This is a genomic window from Nonlabens xiamenensis (genome assembly GCF_003865345.1).
Lineage (GTDB): Bacteria > Bacteroidota > Bacteroidia > Flavobacteriales > Flavobacteriaceae > Nonlabens > Nonlabens xiamenensis.
Genome location: NZ_RMVE01000009.1, coordinates 1 through 16,997 on the forward strand (window position 1 = coordinate 1; position 16,997 = coordinate 16,997).

At 35.8% G+C, this 16,997-nt stretch carries 13 protein-coding genes and 1 pseudogene; all 14 read left to right on the top strand.

From position 1 onward, the window contains the following. Positions 1-260: 260 nt before the first annotated feature. The gene (locus EGM47_RS16135) at positions 261-752 is read left to right on the top strand and encodes a hypothetical protein (protein WP_124981871.1); all 492 of its coding nucleotides are present in this window, start codon (positions 261-263) and stop codon (positions 750-752) included. Between the two features lie 4 nt (positions 753-756). Further along, complete coding sequence (locus EGM47_RS16140; RefSeq protein ID WP_124981872.1) at positions 757-984, top strand: hypothetical protein; 228 nt, start codon at positions 757-759, stop codon at positions 982-984. Between the two features lie 893 nt (positions 985-1,877). Continuing rightward, complete coding sequence (locus EGM47_RS16145) at positions 1,878-5,525, top strand: RHS repeat protein (protein ID WP_124981873.1); 3,648 nt, start codon at positions 1,878-1,880, stop codon at positions 5,523-5,525. A gap of 11 nt (positions 5,526-5,536) precedes the next feature. Continuing rightward, positions 5,537-9,988, top strand: coding sequence for a DUF6443 domain-containing protein (locus tag EGM47_RS16150; RefSeq protein ID WP_124981874.1), 4,452 nt, complete (start codon positions 5,537-5,539; stop codon positions 9,986-9,988). A gap of 2 nt (positions 9,989-9,990) precedes the next feature. Continuing rightward, positions 9,991-10,428 (top strand): hypothetical protein, encoded by a 438-nt coding sequence (locus tag EGM47_RS16155; RefSeq protein ID WP_124981875.1) that lies wholly within the window; start codon positions 9,991-9,993, stop codon positions 10,426-10,428. Positions 10,429-10,638: 210 nt separating this feature from the next. Beyond that, entirely contained in the window at positions 10,639-11,250 is a 612-nt protein-coding gene (locus EGM47_RS16160; RefSeq protein WP_206052212.1) for an IS1 family transposase, read from the top strand. 104 nt (positions 11,251-11,354) lie between these two features. After that, positions 11,355-12,317, top strand: a complete 963-nt coding sequence (locus EGM47_RS16165) for an RHS repeat-associated core domain-containing protein (protein ID WP_262707071.1) — start codon at positions 11,355-11,357, stop codon at positions 12,315-12,317. 6 nt (positions 12,318-12,323) lie between these two features. Further along, positions 12,324-12,770 carry a hypothetical protein gene (locus tag EGM47_RS16170; RefSeq protein ID WP_124981877.1) on the top strand — a complete coding sequence of 149 codons (447 nt, stop codon included), beginning with the start codon at positions 12,324-12,326 and terminating at the stop codon, positions 12,768-12,770. Between the two features lie 243 nt (positions 12,771-13,013). Next, positions 13,014-13,670 carry an IS1 family transposase gene (locus EGM47_RS16175; protein WP_124981878.1) on the top strand — a complete coding sequence of 219 codons (657 nt, stop codon included), beginning with the start codon at positions 13,014-13,016 and terminating at the stop codon, positions 13,668-13,670. Between the two features lie 103 nt (positions 13,671-13,773). Continuing rightward, positions 13,774-14,649: an RHS repeat domain-containing protein gene (locus EGM47_RS16180; protein ID WP_262707072.1), complete on the top strand. Its 876-nt coding sequence runs from the start codon at positions 13,774-13,776 to the stop codon at positions 14,647-14,649. An 11-nt stretch (positions 14,650-14,660) separates the two neighbouring features. Continuing rightward, positions 14,661-15,149: a hypothetical protein gene (locus EGM47_RS16185; protein ID WP_124981880.1), complete on the top strand. Its 489-nt coding sequence runs from the start codon at positions 14,661-14,663 to the stop codon at positions 15,147-15,149. Positions 15,150-15,358: 209 nt separating this feature from the next. After that, a complete protein-coding gene (locus EGM47_RS16190) occupies positions 15,359-15,886 on the top strand; it encodes a transposase (RefSeq protein WP_124981881.1) in 528 nt (175 codons plus the stop codon). 195 nt (positions 15,887-16,081) lie between these two features. Further along, a complete protein-coding gene (locus tag EGM47_RS16195; RefSeq protein ID WP_124981882.1) occupies positions 16,082-16,786 on the top strand; it encodes a Clp protease/crotonase-like domain-containing protein in 705 nt (234 codons plus the stop codon). 105 nt (positions 16,787-16,891) lie between these two features. Beyond that, positions 16,892-16,997, top strand: a pseudogene (locus tag EGM47_RS16560) (transposase); the annotation flags it as partial.

A 16,997-nucleotide genomic window follows, 5' to 3' on the forward strand; every position in this document is an offset into this window, starting at 1 on the left:
GAGTAGCAAGGTCATCAAACAGAAGTTGGATTATATACATAACAATCCTGTTGAGTCGGGATTTGTGACCGAACCCACGGATTGGAAGTATAGCAGCGCACGAAATTTTGCGGAAGACCATACGATTTTGAAACTAGATGATATTGGGTTGATGGGCTAGATTTGTAGGCTTACTGTTGTGGCCACCAGTTGCAAACTGGCGGTAGCGGGGGGCTGTCCTTGCTGCTGGGGGAAGAACCTTAGGAACAACTTTTGTCGCAATGTTATGGCCTACAGAGTTGAATGCGGGAGAAAGATATACCTTGGATCAAATACATAAATCAAACGAAGTTGATCTAATACCAATAAATAATGAAGGTGATTCAAATAAAGGTATTGACGAAAGACTTCGAGTTGATGACAAACAGTTAAGAAATGAAGGGGATAACGATAGTCCAATAAGAAAATTAGGAAGTTTTGATGATTTCGATATAGTAGATGAAGATGATGATACAGGTGTATTTTCAACAGAAGTTGGAGGAGAGACACTAATGTTTGGAGGAGATTTTGAAATGCAGGATGGTGTATTAACAATCAATAATTTTGACATTGAAGGAAGTGAAAGTAACAAGGTAGGTTTAACAGCTTTGAGAAACCTTGCGAACTTAATTGGAAATGCTATGAATGTTAATCAAGTAATTATTAATGGGGCGACTAGAACAACAGGTGCTAACCCAGGTAAGAAGTCTAGTTTAACTTTTGAAATTAATTAAAAAAATGAGTAAAGTAAAATTTTATGGTTGGGAAGAAGGATGTAGGAAAATCTCCTTTTATTTATTTTTGAGTCAAGAAACCCATTTATCCCTTAAGGAGGCTAAGGCAATTAAAGAGAAAATTATTGATAAAAACGAAGAGGTAGTAGTTAAATTTGAGACAAACGAATTAGCACTCAAAGTTTATCAAAAATCAACTAAGTATGGAATAAAATCTAAAATAATCAATTAATATTTTAGTACTCCATGATAAATAATACTTTTCGCATGGCAAAATTGCACCGTATCGGCGGTGTAGTAAACTGGTGCTTTTGAAAAATGAGTGATTTGCACTATTGATTATCAACAATATAAAAAATGAATGGGTCTTATTATTAAGACTCGTTCTTATTCTTTTAAATGACAAAATGTTTTTAAACCTTATCAAATGGGCTTTAAAAATTCTTACAGGTAGTAAATTGGTGCTTGATTGTACTTACGAATATAACTTGTAAAGACCTTAATCAATCTTGTTGTATAAAAAAGAGAAGCCTTGAAAAAGGGTAAATCTTCCTGAACTTCTCGTACTACGGTCAACTTTTTATAAAGAAAAAGGTCTCAACATCAGTTGTGGCTTTTCTCTAGTAGCGATCCCGATAGCTATCGGGAGGACTCGAACCAGCGACCTTTGGGCTATGAGTTGATATTTTAACTAAAAAATGCCTTTCACGTTATTAAAATAACCACAATCGTTTACGATGGTGTGTACTCATGTTATACTTCGATGCTAAGAAAAAATATGGTTTGTACAAAAACTAAATACTATAATATATTTAATGTATCTGCGTCCTTGGAAGTAATTTAGAATTGAATCACAACTTAGGGAATTGATTCAATTCATTGATCAATTACTACAAGACAGTTCCAACACCCGTTTGGTCAGTGCGTCATGGCTAGTTCATTAAAGAACATACCGAGAGTCAGAACATTTAAGTCTTGAGTTGATCTTACTTTCTAATAGGTAAATTCGCTTCGTCGGACATTCAAAATCTGCTAAAAGGTAATAGCTGTTAAACTAGAGTTAATTTACATTGGGTTAATATGTTGATGGAGGATTGCATTTATTTTTAGTTCAAATTAAAACTAATGACCTACCAACCAACCCAAAGTCATTTGATGACTTTTTTCATCCTATTTTCAAATTTATTTCTTGTATTCGCACAGGAATCATCTGGACCAGATGTAAAGACGGCTCCAGATTTTGCGAGTCCTGATGTTGCTTCTTTTATGAAGTTTGAAGATATACAAACCAATTTATATACTGGTGTACCAGACATAAACATCCCTCTACATACGATCCGAGACGGGGCTATCTCAATCCCGATTAACCTTCGCTATCATGCGGGGGGAATTAAAGTTGAAGAAGAAGCAAGCTGGGTAGGGCTGGGGTGGAATTTGAATATAGGTGGACATGTTTCAAGGAGAACCAATGGCAGGGTGGATATCAATAGCTATGATCATCAAATACAAAAAAATCCAGTGCTCAATTCGTTGTCCGAGAGCAATCCCTATAATTTACCCTTATTCCCTCCAATCACCACACATCCATATGATATGCCTCAAATGAAATTGAGGCTAGGCCCATATTTTGGTGGGCATCGCCATTTTGCTTTTCAAGGAGATAATGCCGGAGGTGCTGTCTACGGTCAGGTGTTGAGAAATAGTGGCGGGCAAGTTAGGGACAATCATGAGATCAACAATGCTATCGCTGCTACAAGGGGATTCTATCAACCAGATATATACTCCTTCTCTGCTCCAGGTATCAGTGGTAAGTTCTTGTTGAAATTTAATCCTACTGGAGAGGAAGTAGTGCTAATAGGTGATGATAAAACCAAAATTGAAAGGATCAGAACATCTCCAAACCATAAGGTGATGCGAAGTGCTACTGAAACGCTCCAAGGAAGCACTTTGAGTTGGGAAATAACTTTGTCCAATGGAATAAAACATGAATTTGAATTTATTGAATACAGAAAGAATACTGGGGCCTATTCTAGAGACAGAGAAACTCCAGGAACTTTTAAACTAACCAAATCTTTATATCCTACTGGGGAAGAGGTAAATTATGTTTATGAAGAACTACCTGTTGTCAATAAGCTGACTAAGTCTATTAACTTTAGGATTGACCCTTTATTTAATCAAGAATATATTAATGACTGCAGATCTGGCGCCGGACATTACACAACCTTTTCAGAATATGAATACAAACCCAGCTACGTAAAGGAAATTCATACGGACAATTATAAAATTGTGTTTGTTCGTGATACTAACCGCTTAGATTTAAAGGGAGAAGAATTCCTAACACAAATAAAAATTATTGATAAAAATGATAATTCAATTCTTAAAACCATAGATCTTAATCATTCTTATTTTCAATCTCCCAATCAACCGACGAGTGGTGAGGTAGATAATAACTTGTATAAAAGACTTAAACTGGAGTCGATAGAGCAAAACAACGTTCTGCTGCATGCTTTCAATTATAACGAGTCAATTGACCTTCCTGAAAAGAATTCTTTTGACATAGACTTTTGGGGGTATTACAATGGGGCTGGAAACACAACAGCCTTGCCAAATCCACACAAGATTGGCGTGAGTTCATATACTAATCTGCCTTTCGAATCCGGTACTGGTACTTCTCCGATTTTAGAAGGGCGTTATGGATCAATATACTTGGGCAGTTTTACAGGTAGTTCATCATTTAGATCCCTAAATGCTGATAGGTCAACCCACGCTAATTTTCTAAAAGCAAATGTGCTTGAATCCATAGAACACCCAACGGGTGGAAAAACAAAATATCTGTTTGAACCTCATACATCTTCTAACCTATACTACCCTTCAGACATCGATCCAGAGACAGTGATCAGTTTAGATAAATTTAATACCGTACATACGATTTCACCTAACAAGGACCATACAATTCTGATCAAAGCTGGCGCTTCAATGCAGCCTGTCAGAAATCCAGATTACTCGATTGACTATACCACTAGTAATAATTATATTTTGGGTACCCACATCCGTATACTTAAAAATGGAATTGAAGATTACAGAAAAGAGGTCAGCGTGCCTCCGGATAGTAATACTAACAATTCTTTAGCCTCTTTGCAAGTAGATTTCGAGTATAAGCTAGAAGCAGGTAACCTCTATCAATTTGAAGTTGTCCCATCAAATAATTTGACTAATTATTCAGGTTTCTGGGGAATTGAGATGATTTTCTCCTACCACCCTTACTTTCTAGGATTTGCAGATGGGTTTAATACTCAGGGCGGAGGGTTACGTATTAAAAGTATAGAAAAACTTGATGAGAACAATCAGATGGCTATCAAAAGGCTTTATGTCTATGACTTCAATGGAGAATCAAGTGGCACAATGATGAGTCCTATCAAAATGGTTAACAGAGATTACTACTATTGCATAGGTTACCCTTCTCTTATTGATTTTAGTGGAGGTACTAGACCAGGATATACACCTTATTGGGCTCATTGGGTAGATCTTTCAATTAACAGCACGAGTTCACTTGCCATCAGTGATGCAGCTCAGGGTTCTTTAATTGGATATTCAAAGGTTAGAGAGATCTATTCAACGCCAACGCAAGATTATTCTAATGAGAGTATATTCTATAGCAAAACAAATTACCCAGAATACGGTTTGGATTTACCCGAAGTACCAGATCTGATGAATGGAAATTTATTAAGTAAATCCTATTATAACAGCGAAGATAAAATTGTCCAGAAAGATTCATTGACCTACCAAAACACCAGTAATAGTTCGCATTACGGATTTTATGCTCCAAAAACACAATATTTTGGTAACCCCAATACAATTATAGATGGCTCTGATTTGAGTGATTATGAGTATAATGAAACGATTCGAGGTATAAGTCACATGAGCATATACCCTTATCATATACCAGCCGCTAATTATCAAGTGCAAACGCAACACTCTACTAAGTATTTTTACGATGATAACTCTACTTTATCATCCGTTTCAGAAGAAGAAACCACTTACGAGTATAATTCGCACGGATTAGTGAGCAAACAAAGCTTTTTGGATAGCAAAGGTAATGAGAGTGAAACCTATTATAAATATCCTTTTGAATATAACTTCAATACTCAACCTACATTAGCCACCTTAACAGCTTCCAATATTATTGATCATCCTGTCAAATTTGAGCATTATTATGATAATATTTTATCTACTGGTAGTGTCTACAATTTAAATGTGAATGGACAGCCTATCGAAGTATTCAATTTTGAAAAACAATCCGTTGATCAAACTTACGCTTTTGATGACACTGTACTTATTCCCAGTACCTACCAAAAGGATGTTTCAATTAACTATCATCCTATCCATGGAAAGATTAAGGAATCTTCTAAGACAAACGGTGTTGGATCTAGTTATATCTGGGGGTACAATGGCTCACTTCCCATCGCCAAAATTGAAGGCTTGTCCTATGCAGATTTGGCTACAAGGTTAGGGGTATCAGAATCTCAGCTAGATGCATTTGATGAAACGGACCTGTCTGCCATTGACGCCCTACGTTCGGCCTTTAGCGTTGAGGATCCATTTATGTTGACCACCTATGAGTACGAAGTAGGAGTCGGTATTACGAAAATGACGGACCCCAGGGGGCGCAGCACAATCTATGAGTACGATGATTTTAATCGTCTAGAGCGCGTCGTAGACCACGATGGCAATGTGCTTTCCGAAAACGAATATAAATACGCCACACAGAACTAATCCAACCAACGATGAGACAACTACTGACCAGCTTGCTGCTTATGGCAGGCATAGCGCTTAACGCACAGACACCTTCCACAAATCATATCAAGTCCACTGCCTTTAAGGTAGAGACGGTTGACGGCTTGACAGATTCAAATACTAGCCAGCCGATTGCCCAAGATGATCAGATAGAGAGCATCCACTATTTTGATGGTCTAGGCAGGCCACTTCAGTCCATTCAAGTGAGAGCTGGAGGTAACAAGGAAAATATTGTCCAGCACCATGAGTATGATCAATATGGTCGTGAAGCAAAGACATACCTTCCGTACGCTACAAATACACAGGTAACTAACGGCACACTAAATCTTGTCGTGGACCCTGTAGCTGAGATCGAGGGGTATTACCAGACCAACTATTCAGATGATTTTACAACAGGCGTTTTAAATCCCTACAGCGAGGTAGAATATGAAGCTTCTCCACTAAACCGCGTATTTAGACAAGCCGCACCTGGAAGTGATTGGGCCATGGACTCAGGTCATGAGGTAAAGATGGATTATCAGACCAATACAAGCGCAGATGCGGTTAGGATGTTTGGAGTTGAGTTTGGCAGCACCACGGATCCCTTTGAGCCAAGCCTGGTCTTTCAAGGAACCTATATTCAGGGCCAACTTTACAAATCGATCGTAAAAGATGAAAACTGGACGCCAGCTGATGGCAAAGACCATACGGTCGAAGAATACAAGGATAAATCTGGCAGAATAGTTTTAAAGCGAACCTTTGAGGATAATCAAGCATTAGATACGCAGTACATATACGATGATTTTGGAAATCTAACTTACGTCTTATCCCCTGAAGGCAGTAAATCAGTTGTACGCTACGATCAGGTTCCCACTCTTGGTCACGTGATCCATGTGCCGTGGACGGATGTAGTAAATGTAGATCGGCAGTTTGCGGACTCCTATAACGAACAATTGTCTGATTATGACAATAGCCAGATCCTCAACGTTCGACTGGAAAACACCTATAATGGTCAAGGAGGAATGACCATTACAACCTACAACAATAGCGATAGCATTTCAATCAACTTCAATTTATCGGTAGATGAACCAATTGAATTATTGCAGGGTTATGTATTTGACTTAGAGCCCTATGGAGTTTACGATGATACAGATATTGGAACTATTAGTGGAGATGGATATGAGTACACTATTAGCATATTAGACAATCAAATATTTATCTCAGGGTATGGAGAACTATCACAGCTCAATGCGACTGTAACCAATGAAAATGGAGTCAACTATGAGAAGAATTTTCCTTGGACCGACTACATGAATGTGTCCAATCTGGTAAGGGACGATTATGAATCAGCTCTTTTATCGTATAGCAATGATGAAATACTAGATGTAACAATTCCCAATCCGCATGACGGTACCGGAGGTCTAAAAGTTGTTGTTGATACCAACGATAATATTCAATTGGTATTTAATTCAAACCACAGCGGGCAAATCGAAATAATGAATGCTGATATACCGTTGGGAATTAATAGAAGCCTTGCTAACAGATCATTAGGAACCTTATCAGGTAGTGGATACAGCTACACCTTTTCAATATATAATAACCACATCAAGATTGTGGGATCGGGAGAGATATCACATCTGACCATCAACTTTTCTGGACCTGATGTCTTGACCCAACCAAATATTGATCAGCCCACATTGGAGGGGTTGTGCTACATCTATGAGTACGACCACCGCAACAGGTTGGTTGAAAAGAAGATACCAGGTAAGGATTGGGAACATATCGTCTACGATAGGCTGGATCGCCCAGTGATGACTCAAGATGGTAACCAGAGGAATCCGATCAACACATTCCCTATCAAAACTAAAAAGACATGGCTCTTTACCAAATACGATAAACTGGGGCGTGTCGTCTATACAGGAATCTACCAAACCAGCCAAGACAGAAAGCAATTGCAGCAACAATTCGATAGTCATACACCTTCCCAACACTATGAGACCAGGAGTGCATCCCCATTTACAAATGATGGAAAGGCCATTTACTATACGAATAAGAATTTTCCTTCGGATGAGCTTATCACTAGCGTTCTAACCGTAAATTATTACGATGACCAAACTATTAACAGTGGTCTCAATAAGAAATATGACAATAGCGCCTCACAACAGCAGCAACTGGAGTATGCTGATTTTTACGGTGCGCAGCTGTCAAGTTCCAATATAGGTTTACCTACAATAGCAGAAGTACGTGTATTGGGAACAGGTGATTGGACGACCAGTACTACTTATTACAATGAGAAAGCGCAACCGGTTGCCGCGGCATTGTATAACAACCACTTGGGTACATGGGACAAATCCTGGATGAAGTTAGACTTTGTAGGAAAAACATTGGAAGCTAGAAACCAACATCACAAAACCAGTCTTGCACAGACCATTACGCTCATGGATTTTATGGGCTACGACCACATGGATCGCCTACTTACTCATGATCAAGAGATCAATGCGCAGGCTAGGGAACGTTTGGTAAGTAACACCTATGATGCCATGGGGCAGCTGATCCAGAAATCAGTAGGGGGCGCAACAATTTCCTCACAGCGTTTGCAGGATGTTGACTACACTTATAATGTAAGGGGCTGGTTACAAAGTATCAATGACGATTTGAATTTGGGTACTGACCTATTTGCCTTTTCGATCAGTTATAACAACCCTGGACATGGCGCCCAGGCATTGTACAATGGCAATATATCCGAGACCTATTGGAAAACTGCCAACGACAACCAGTCAAGGGGTTATAAATTTGGTTATGATGCCTTGAACCGAATCAAATCTGCCACTTACCAGGGACAGTTCCACCAACCTTCCAACATGCAGGAAAACTACTCAGTGAGCGGTATCGACTATGATGATAACGGGAATATACTTGCATTGGACCGATTTGGTTTGTATATTGATACACCCAACAACATCCAGCATATGGATTATGTAGACAAGCTCGTATATGAATATGCCCCCAAAAGCAACCAGCTGTTGGACGTGGTGGATACAGCTGATAACCAACAGGCCGGTGTCTATAATGGGGGGTATAGCGACACGCCCAATGCACCTGCTGGACAAACCCAACCAAAAGATTTTGTGTATGGAGATTATAATGGCAACCTTACCGCCGACAGGAATAAAGATATCGCCAGTATAAACTATAATCACTTGAATCTGCCAACCAGTATCAACTTTGAAAATGGTCAAGCTATAAGATATACCTATGACGCCACTGGTGTTAAGCTGAAAAAGGAAATCTTTTTGACTCCGCCAGCTTCGGTTAATCCACTGGCTGATGCCACCACTTACTACGCTGGCAACTATATCTATGAGGTTAATGGAGGAACAGAGCAATTGGCCTTTTTCTCCCATGAAGAAGGATATGTGGAACAGAACGGTTCTTCTTTTGATTATATCTATCAATATAAAGACCATTTAGGAAACGTCAGACTATCTTATGCAGATGATAACCATGATGGGGCAGTCAACAGCTCAGAAATTAGGGAAGAGAATAATTATTACCCTTTTGGTTTAAAACATAAAGGATACAATAACGTTATACCGCCTGGTGTAAGAGATCACAAGTACGGTTACGGTGGTAAAGAAGAACAGGATGAATTTGGTTTAGATTGGTTAGATATTACAGCTCGTAATTATGATTCCGCTCTGGGAAGGTGGATGAATGTTGATCCATTAGCTGAAAAGATGAGAAGACATAGTCCATATAACTATGCGTTTGATAATCCTTTACGATTTACAGATCCTGACGGCATGGAGCCTCAAGATATTATTATCACAGGTAAGAAAGCTAGAAAAGCTTTTAGAAGACTTAGGAAATCTGTAAAAAGTGAATTGAAACTAAAGATGGACAAAAATGGTTTAGTTTCTGCTAAACAAAAAGATCCGAATGCTCAACTATCGCAAGCTAGTGCTGATATTTTAAAAGCTGCTAACGATCAAGATGTTACTGTTAAAATTGATGCTGTTAAAGGAAATTACAATTCTAATAATAAAGTTATAGTTGGTGGTTCGCACGATGGAACTGTGGTAAATAACGGAAAAGTAACTTCGAATCAAACTGTAAATCCATCAATGGCAAAGAAAATAGAAAAATTTTATGGTCAAGATAACGGCGTTCAAGTATTGCATGAAGCATTAGAGTCTTATTACGCAGGTGTTAATGCTAAAGCAGCTGGTCAAGGGAATGCTGCGCCAACATTTAATACATCAACACCTGCATATGCAGCTTACCTAAAAGCTCATAATTCTGCTAAAAGTGCAGATTCAAGATTTGGCGAACCCGATGTTACTGTTGACGGTGTTACAGGAATACGTTACATAAATAAACAGGTTCCTCAAACAAACCCAATATTAGCATTGATAAATCCACTTATATCAATTGAAAAAGTGATCAATAATTTAAAGAGATAACTATGAAATATGTTTCAATAATAATCATTGTTCTATTAGCTTTAAGTTGCAGAAGTTTTTCTAATAAGAGAACGGAAATTAACCTGAGTCGAGTTAAAATCGGTAATGTCGATAAATATAAATATGTCAGCGTTTATGATGGACTTATTGTAGAAACTGGCGATAGCATTAAATTAATAAGTAATAATCAAAGTTTTTATGATTATTATGGAGTTGAAAAGCCAGTTTACAAGAATGATTTTAGAATTATTACCAATGACAGTATTTATGATGTCGATCTAAAAAAAGTTAAGTTTAATATTAATAAACAAATTAGTTCTCAACGATATATTATTGTTATTACAGATACAATATGGAAAGGTAACGAAAGTGATTCTAGTCCAGTATTTTACAATGCACAAAATATTATTGCAGGAAAATACGGTAGTGTCCCAAATTAGGACATGGCTAAATAGAGGAACTTAAATTATTGAAAGACAGTAATTAGTAAGTGTACTAGTTATTGTTTTTCTTCGTTCATTGATATATTGAAATTAAAGAACGTTCGTTAGAACCTTTAAAATAAGGATTCTTGAAAGCGTTGCGTATCAAATTAGGACAGGGAAAATGTAGCTTGTCCCCATTGCAATGGGAATTCAGTTAAAAGTGGAATGCAAAAAGGAAAACAACGCTACAAATGTAAGAGCTGTAATAAACGTTTTCAATTAAAGTATACCTATAAAGCATATGAAAAGGATAAAGATGATTTGATAAAATGTTTGCTAAATGAAAGTTGTGGAATCAGAAGTATTTCAAGAATTCTAAATATCTCAAAGAACACAGTTCTTTCTAGAATTTTGAAGATCGCCAAAACCATAAAACCACCATCGTTTTACAGGTTAGGATGTAAGTTTGAAGTTGATGAATTATGGACGTTTATCAATCGAAAAGAAGATTTTACTTGGATTACATATGCTCTTGAAAAGAAATCAGGAGAGATTATAGATTTCTTTGTGGGCAGTAAATCAAAGGAAAACATTAGACCATTAATAAACAAAATACTCCTACTCCAACCAACACGTATTTATACTGACAAGTTAAACATTTATTCTGGTTTGATTCCAAAAGCAATTCACAAACGATTTCAATATTGTACTAACAAGATTGAACGAATGAATCTAACTTTAAGAACTCATATTAAACGATTAAGTAGGAAAACGATTTGCTTTTCGCGAAAGCAAAAATATTTAGAGGCTCATTTAAGAATTTACTTTTGGGGATAATAGTTCTTAAAAGTCTATTTTAGCAAATAGATAGCGTTTTTTGAATTTATTGTGAATTATTGATGGTAATAGCTTTGGTTTTTTGATAAAACAGCAAAATAATCATCCTAAACTATTACCCTTTTGGACTTGAACATAAAGGGTACAATAATGTCGTGAGCGGTACGGAAAATAATTATCAGACTTACCAAGGTCAGGAATTAGAAGAAGAGCTAGGAAAAGATACCTATGCATATCAATGGAGAGATTATGATCCAGCAATAGCGAGGTTTAATAAAGTAGATAGATTTGCGGAAAAGTACGTAAGTCATTCCCCTTATGCTTTTGTAAAAAATAATCCTATCAGATTTAGAGAAATAGCGGGCGATAGTATTGCTAAGGGAGCAAGTACCAGACGAGCGAAACGTATGGAAAGAAGATCTGAGCGTAGAGCAGCTAGATTAGATAGAAGAGCTAATCGAAGAGCAGCTAAAGGTAAAAACGTAGGAGATATGAGAGAACGAGCAGTAGAACTTAGGCAATCAGCACAAGATATTAGAGATATGCGTAGTGATCCAACTAATTGGTATAGGTTCGAACGTGTTAATAGTTCCAATAATGCTTTGAGGGACGCCAATGGCAATGGTCTACCGGTTACTTATAGAACTGACACAAACGAAGTTACAATGTTTATGACAAACTTTAGAAATATGCACGAGCCTAGACATGGTGGTCAGTTGGCGAGAGGTGCATATGATATTATTGGCGTCGGCATAAACGGAGTACCAACTTCTTCTTACGGTGCGCAAGAAGAAATATCCGCATATCGCGCGGAATATTCCTCTATTAGCGGCATGGGTGCCTTAGGTAGTTTGAAATATTTACCTTCTTTTACTCCAACCAATGCCGATGCGTTGAGACTTGTTACCAAACAAGCAACAATGATGGATATATATAAACAGTATCAACAAAGTGTAAATAATATCAACAATATAAACGCAGGTTTGTTGAGGAATATGCATGACACTAATGGTTTTAGTCAAAATCCTATCTATTTAAACAGACCTACAATTTGGTGGAATAACTAAATGAATATGAAGAATTTAATATTAATTACCCTTTTTACGATTGTGGGTTGTGCAAGTTCTAACTTTAGAAATGATCAAGGTTCTTTTACCTTAGAAAATCAGTCTTATATTTTTACTGATAATGATGTGAGAAATGTTCAAATTACTTTTGTCAATGATAGTTTAATAAGAGTGACAAACCGTGTTTCTGGACTACAAGCCAAAAATTATGACAGGTATAATTTTATTAACGATTATAGAGTTAGTAGAGTTGATGTCTTCCGATACAGAATAGGTAGCATAGTTGATGAATCTGATAGATTAAGCGAACAGGACTACGTATTGCCCTACAGAAAAGGGAGTTTTATTGATAGGTCAGACATATTTCCATCAATAGAAAATGACACGTTATTTTTTAATCAAAATTTTGGTAGAGTTCAGTTGAAAGAGTTTTCTTTTGATATAAGAAAATAACGCTTAAAATCACCACGTCGCGCGCATTTTGAATGCGTGAGTTCTAGAGGGTAGTGTAGTAAACTGGTGCTTTTGAAAAAAGCAGAAGCTTTAACACTAATTATCAATAGATTATAAAAATAATAAGCTCTCGAAAGGGAGCTTATTCTAGTTCTTTGAAATAATAAAGTTTATTAGAACCTATTAAATAAGGGTTTTATATTCCTACGTGTAGTAAATTGGTGCTTGATTATATTTACAATTATGAAATGTAAATATTGTCACCAAATCAATACCATTAAAAAAGGAAAAAGAAACAATCTACAACGTTACTATTGTAAAGAGTGTAAACGATGTTTTCAAAACAACTATTTATACAAAGCATATCAACTTAACACAAATGATTTAATCAAAAGTTTACTCAAGGAAGGTTGTGGTATTAGAAGTATTTCTAGAATTATTGGAATATCTACTAAATTAATATTATCAAGAATGCTTAAAATAAGTAGAACCATAAAATCTCCTTATTTTATTAAGCTAGGCTGTAAATTTGAAGTTGATGAAATGTGGAGTTATTTAGGAAGTAAAGAAAACGTAACGTGGATTACTTATGCTTTGGAAAGAGAAACTAAAACCATTATTGATTTCTTTGTTGGCAGAAAAACAACTGAGAATATAAAACCACTTATAAACAAACTTCTACTACTCCATCCAAAACGTATTTATACAGATAGATTAAATATTTATCCAAGTATAATTCCAAAAGAAATTCATAAACGTTTTCAATATTGTACTAATATCATTGAACGATATAATTTAACACTTAGAACTCACATAAAAAGATTAAGTAGAAAAACGATTTGTTTCTCAAAAAACAAAATCTATCTTGAAGCTCATTTAAGAATCTATTTTTGGGGATAGTAATTCTAAATTGAAGATTCTTAATAAGAATAGACGTTCTTTAAAAATACTGTAATAAAAGATGGAATTAGGTTGTATTTTTTAGTAAAACAGCAAAAAAATCATCTTAGACTATTACCCCTTTGGACTTAAACATAAGGGGTACAATAACATCATACCGCCTGGTGTAAGAGATCATAAGTACGGTTATGGTGGTAAAGAAGAACAGGATGAATTTGGTTTAGATTGGTTAGATATTACAGCTCGTAATTATGACCCTGCACTTGGACGATGGATGAATGTTGACCCATTAGCAGAAGCGATGCCATCCCATTCGCCATATAACTATGCATTTAATAATCCTTTGTTGTATACCGACCCAACAGGAATGGCACCTGAAATTGTAAAACCAGTTGACGAGAAATCCCAAAAAGCTTATGACGAATATAAAGCTGCAGCATCACCTGAAAGACAAAAAGAATTAGAACAACTTGAGAAGAGCGAAACAGTTTATAACGTAAGTGTTAGTAGTGAACACGAAGGTGGTCTTACATCATATAATTCAAAAGGAGAAATTGATGTTCAAGTACAAGATGTTGGCGAATACACTGTTGGAATACTTGCAGATGAGCTAACTCACGCAAGTCAATTTGAAAATGGAGAAATAGGCTATAACAAAAAGACTGGTGCTGTTGTTGCGTATGATTTACAAGATGAAGTTGATTCTAAAAACGCAATGATTGATGCGTTAGGAACTAAAAATCTCAAAATGGAAAATGTACCAGGTCACGAAGAATCTGTATCAGCTGAATATGGTAGAATGCACACTGCAAACGATGGGAATTTAAGTAATGAGCAAATCGAAGCTTGGGCTAATAAAAAGCATCCTGTATATAAAGTTTCATATGGCGAGATATTTAAGCATTCAGGAGGTAGTGTCCAAATGGGAGTTAGAATACAGCCTAAAAAGAAAAAAAATATAGTTACAGGTAATAATTAAGATTTGAATTGATGATGAGATTAATGAATTATACATTTTTAATAGTAACTTTTTTAATAAACTGCTATTTTGCTTTTTCACAAGACGATCCATCTTATGAATTAAAGAAGCTATCAAAGGAAAGTGTAGTATTGAAGATTAATGATAAAAATATTGATACTCTGTCAACTTTTGGTATAGAGCACAAAAAAACCTTTATCAAAATTAAGAATGACAAGGTTTTTATGTCAAACCTTGTTGTTCCTGGTGTGGGAAGTTTTGCTAATGCATATATTTCAGTTGGTATTTGGGAAGTCTCAAATAATGAGTTAAAAGGCAATCCAATTAAAATAAAATTGAAAAAATGCAATATAAGAAAGCTTAAATTCAAGCTCGTTGAGAATGGTATCGAGTGGAGAGTTAGAAGAGGATTGTTTAGAAAAAAACTGAAAGGATTTATGCCTTTTAATAGTGATTCAAAAGAATACGTTATTAAGTGTATTGAGAAACTTAAATTTTAAGTAAACTACAAAAAAGCCACAACAAAAGTTGTGGTTTTTTATTGCACAAAAGCCTGTTTAGTTTTAAAGTTTTGCACAGCCATATCAATCATTTTAAAAATAAAGTTCTTATTCCCCCGCTACCGCTGGCCTGTGACTAGTGGCATACCGAGTAAGAAATAAAAAACAGAAGCTGTAATGTAGTGTTGCAGCTTTTGTATTTTTGAGGAATGAGCAGAAACTACAAATTCCACAACAAGGCTGGCGCATATTTCGTGAGTTTTGCAACGGTCTATTGGATAGATGTTTTTACGCGACAGGTTGATTTCGATATTCTTGAACAAAGTGTTCAATACTGTAGGGCAGAAAAGGGTATGGAGGTTTATGCGTATGGTTTTATGAATAGCCATATTCATTTCATATTTCGTTCGGCGAACGAAAATCCTTCTGGGCTATTGGGTGATTTCCAAAAACATACTTCCAAGAAAATAATTAAAGAAATTGAAGAGAATCCGCAGGAAAGTAGAATGGAGTGGTTGTTATTGATGTTCGAAAGAGCTGGCAAGAAAAAAGACAACATATCGAAGTATCAATTTTGGCAACATCATAATAAGCCTATTGAATTATGGAGTAGCAAGGTCATCAAACAGAAGTTGGATTATATACATAACAATCCTGTTGAGTCGGGATTTGTGACCGAACCCACGGATTGGAAGTATAGCAGCGCACGAAATTTTGCGGAAGACCATACGATTTGAAAATAGATCATATTGGGTTTATGGACTAGATTTGTGGGCTTACTGTTGTGGTCACCAGTTGCAAACTGGCGGTAGCGGGGGCACAGGCACGAAAAAAAATAAATGCTATGTCGCCCTCTAAAGAGAAAGAAAAGGCAATTAAAATTTTTTCAAAAGGGAATTACAAAAAGATTATTAAAAAATATTAAAAATACTATGAATAAATTAATAATTATCTTAATACTTATAACATTTTCCTCTTGTTCGTCAAAGCAAAATATTTTGAAAGGAACTTTTTACAATCAAGAAAATATATATTCTGCATTTACCTTTAATGAAAAAGGAGAATTTAGTTTATTGAAAAAATATGGTGTAAATATAGATACTATTTCTAAAGGTAGTTATATATATGATAAAGGCTATATAACTCTTACTTCAAATAAAGAAGATGATTATGAATTTAAGGCAGAAATAAACGACTATTTCGATCCAAGTTTGGAAAGTATAGAAATAAAAATAAACAGTCCTTTTATTGAAGCATTAAATGAATTGGATATTGGGAATACTATCTATTATTCAATTTTTGTATACTTGCAAGAAGGATCTTTTTACAAAGTGAGCAAAAAGAATATTTTCACTTTTAACAAACCATATAATAGTGATATTGAAAGTATCAGTATCACCATCAAATTAGATTTTTTTGGATTATTGGACTATAAAAAGAATACAGAAATTGTAACAGCAAATCTTTATCCAAAAAATCCTAAAAGTAATATCTTTCAAATTTACATTCCGAAATTGTCCGTTTTAGAATTAAATAAGTTAAAGTTGAAAAATGAAATACTTAAAGTTAAAAAAGGAAACGAAATTCAATGGTCAGGAGTGCCATATATCCAGAGTGAAAATCTATGGAATGAATGATATTGGTAATGACCACCTACCGCTAGTCTGTGACTAGTGGCGTACCGAGTAAGAAATAAAAACAGAAGCTGTAATGTAGTATTGCAGCTTTTGTTTTTTTGAGGAATGAGCAGAAACTACAAATTCCACAACAAGGCCGGCGCATATTTCGTGAGTTTTGCAACGGTCTATTGGATAGATGTTTTTACGCGACAGGTTGATTTCGATATTC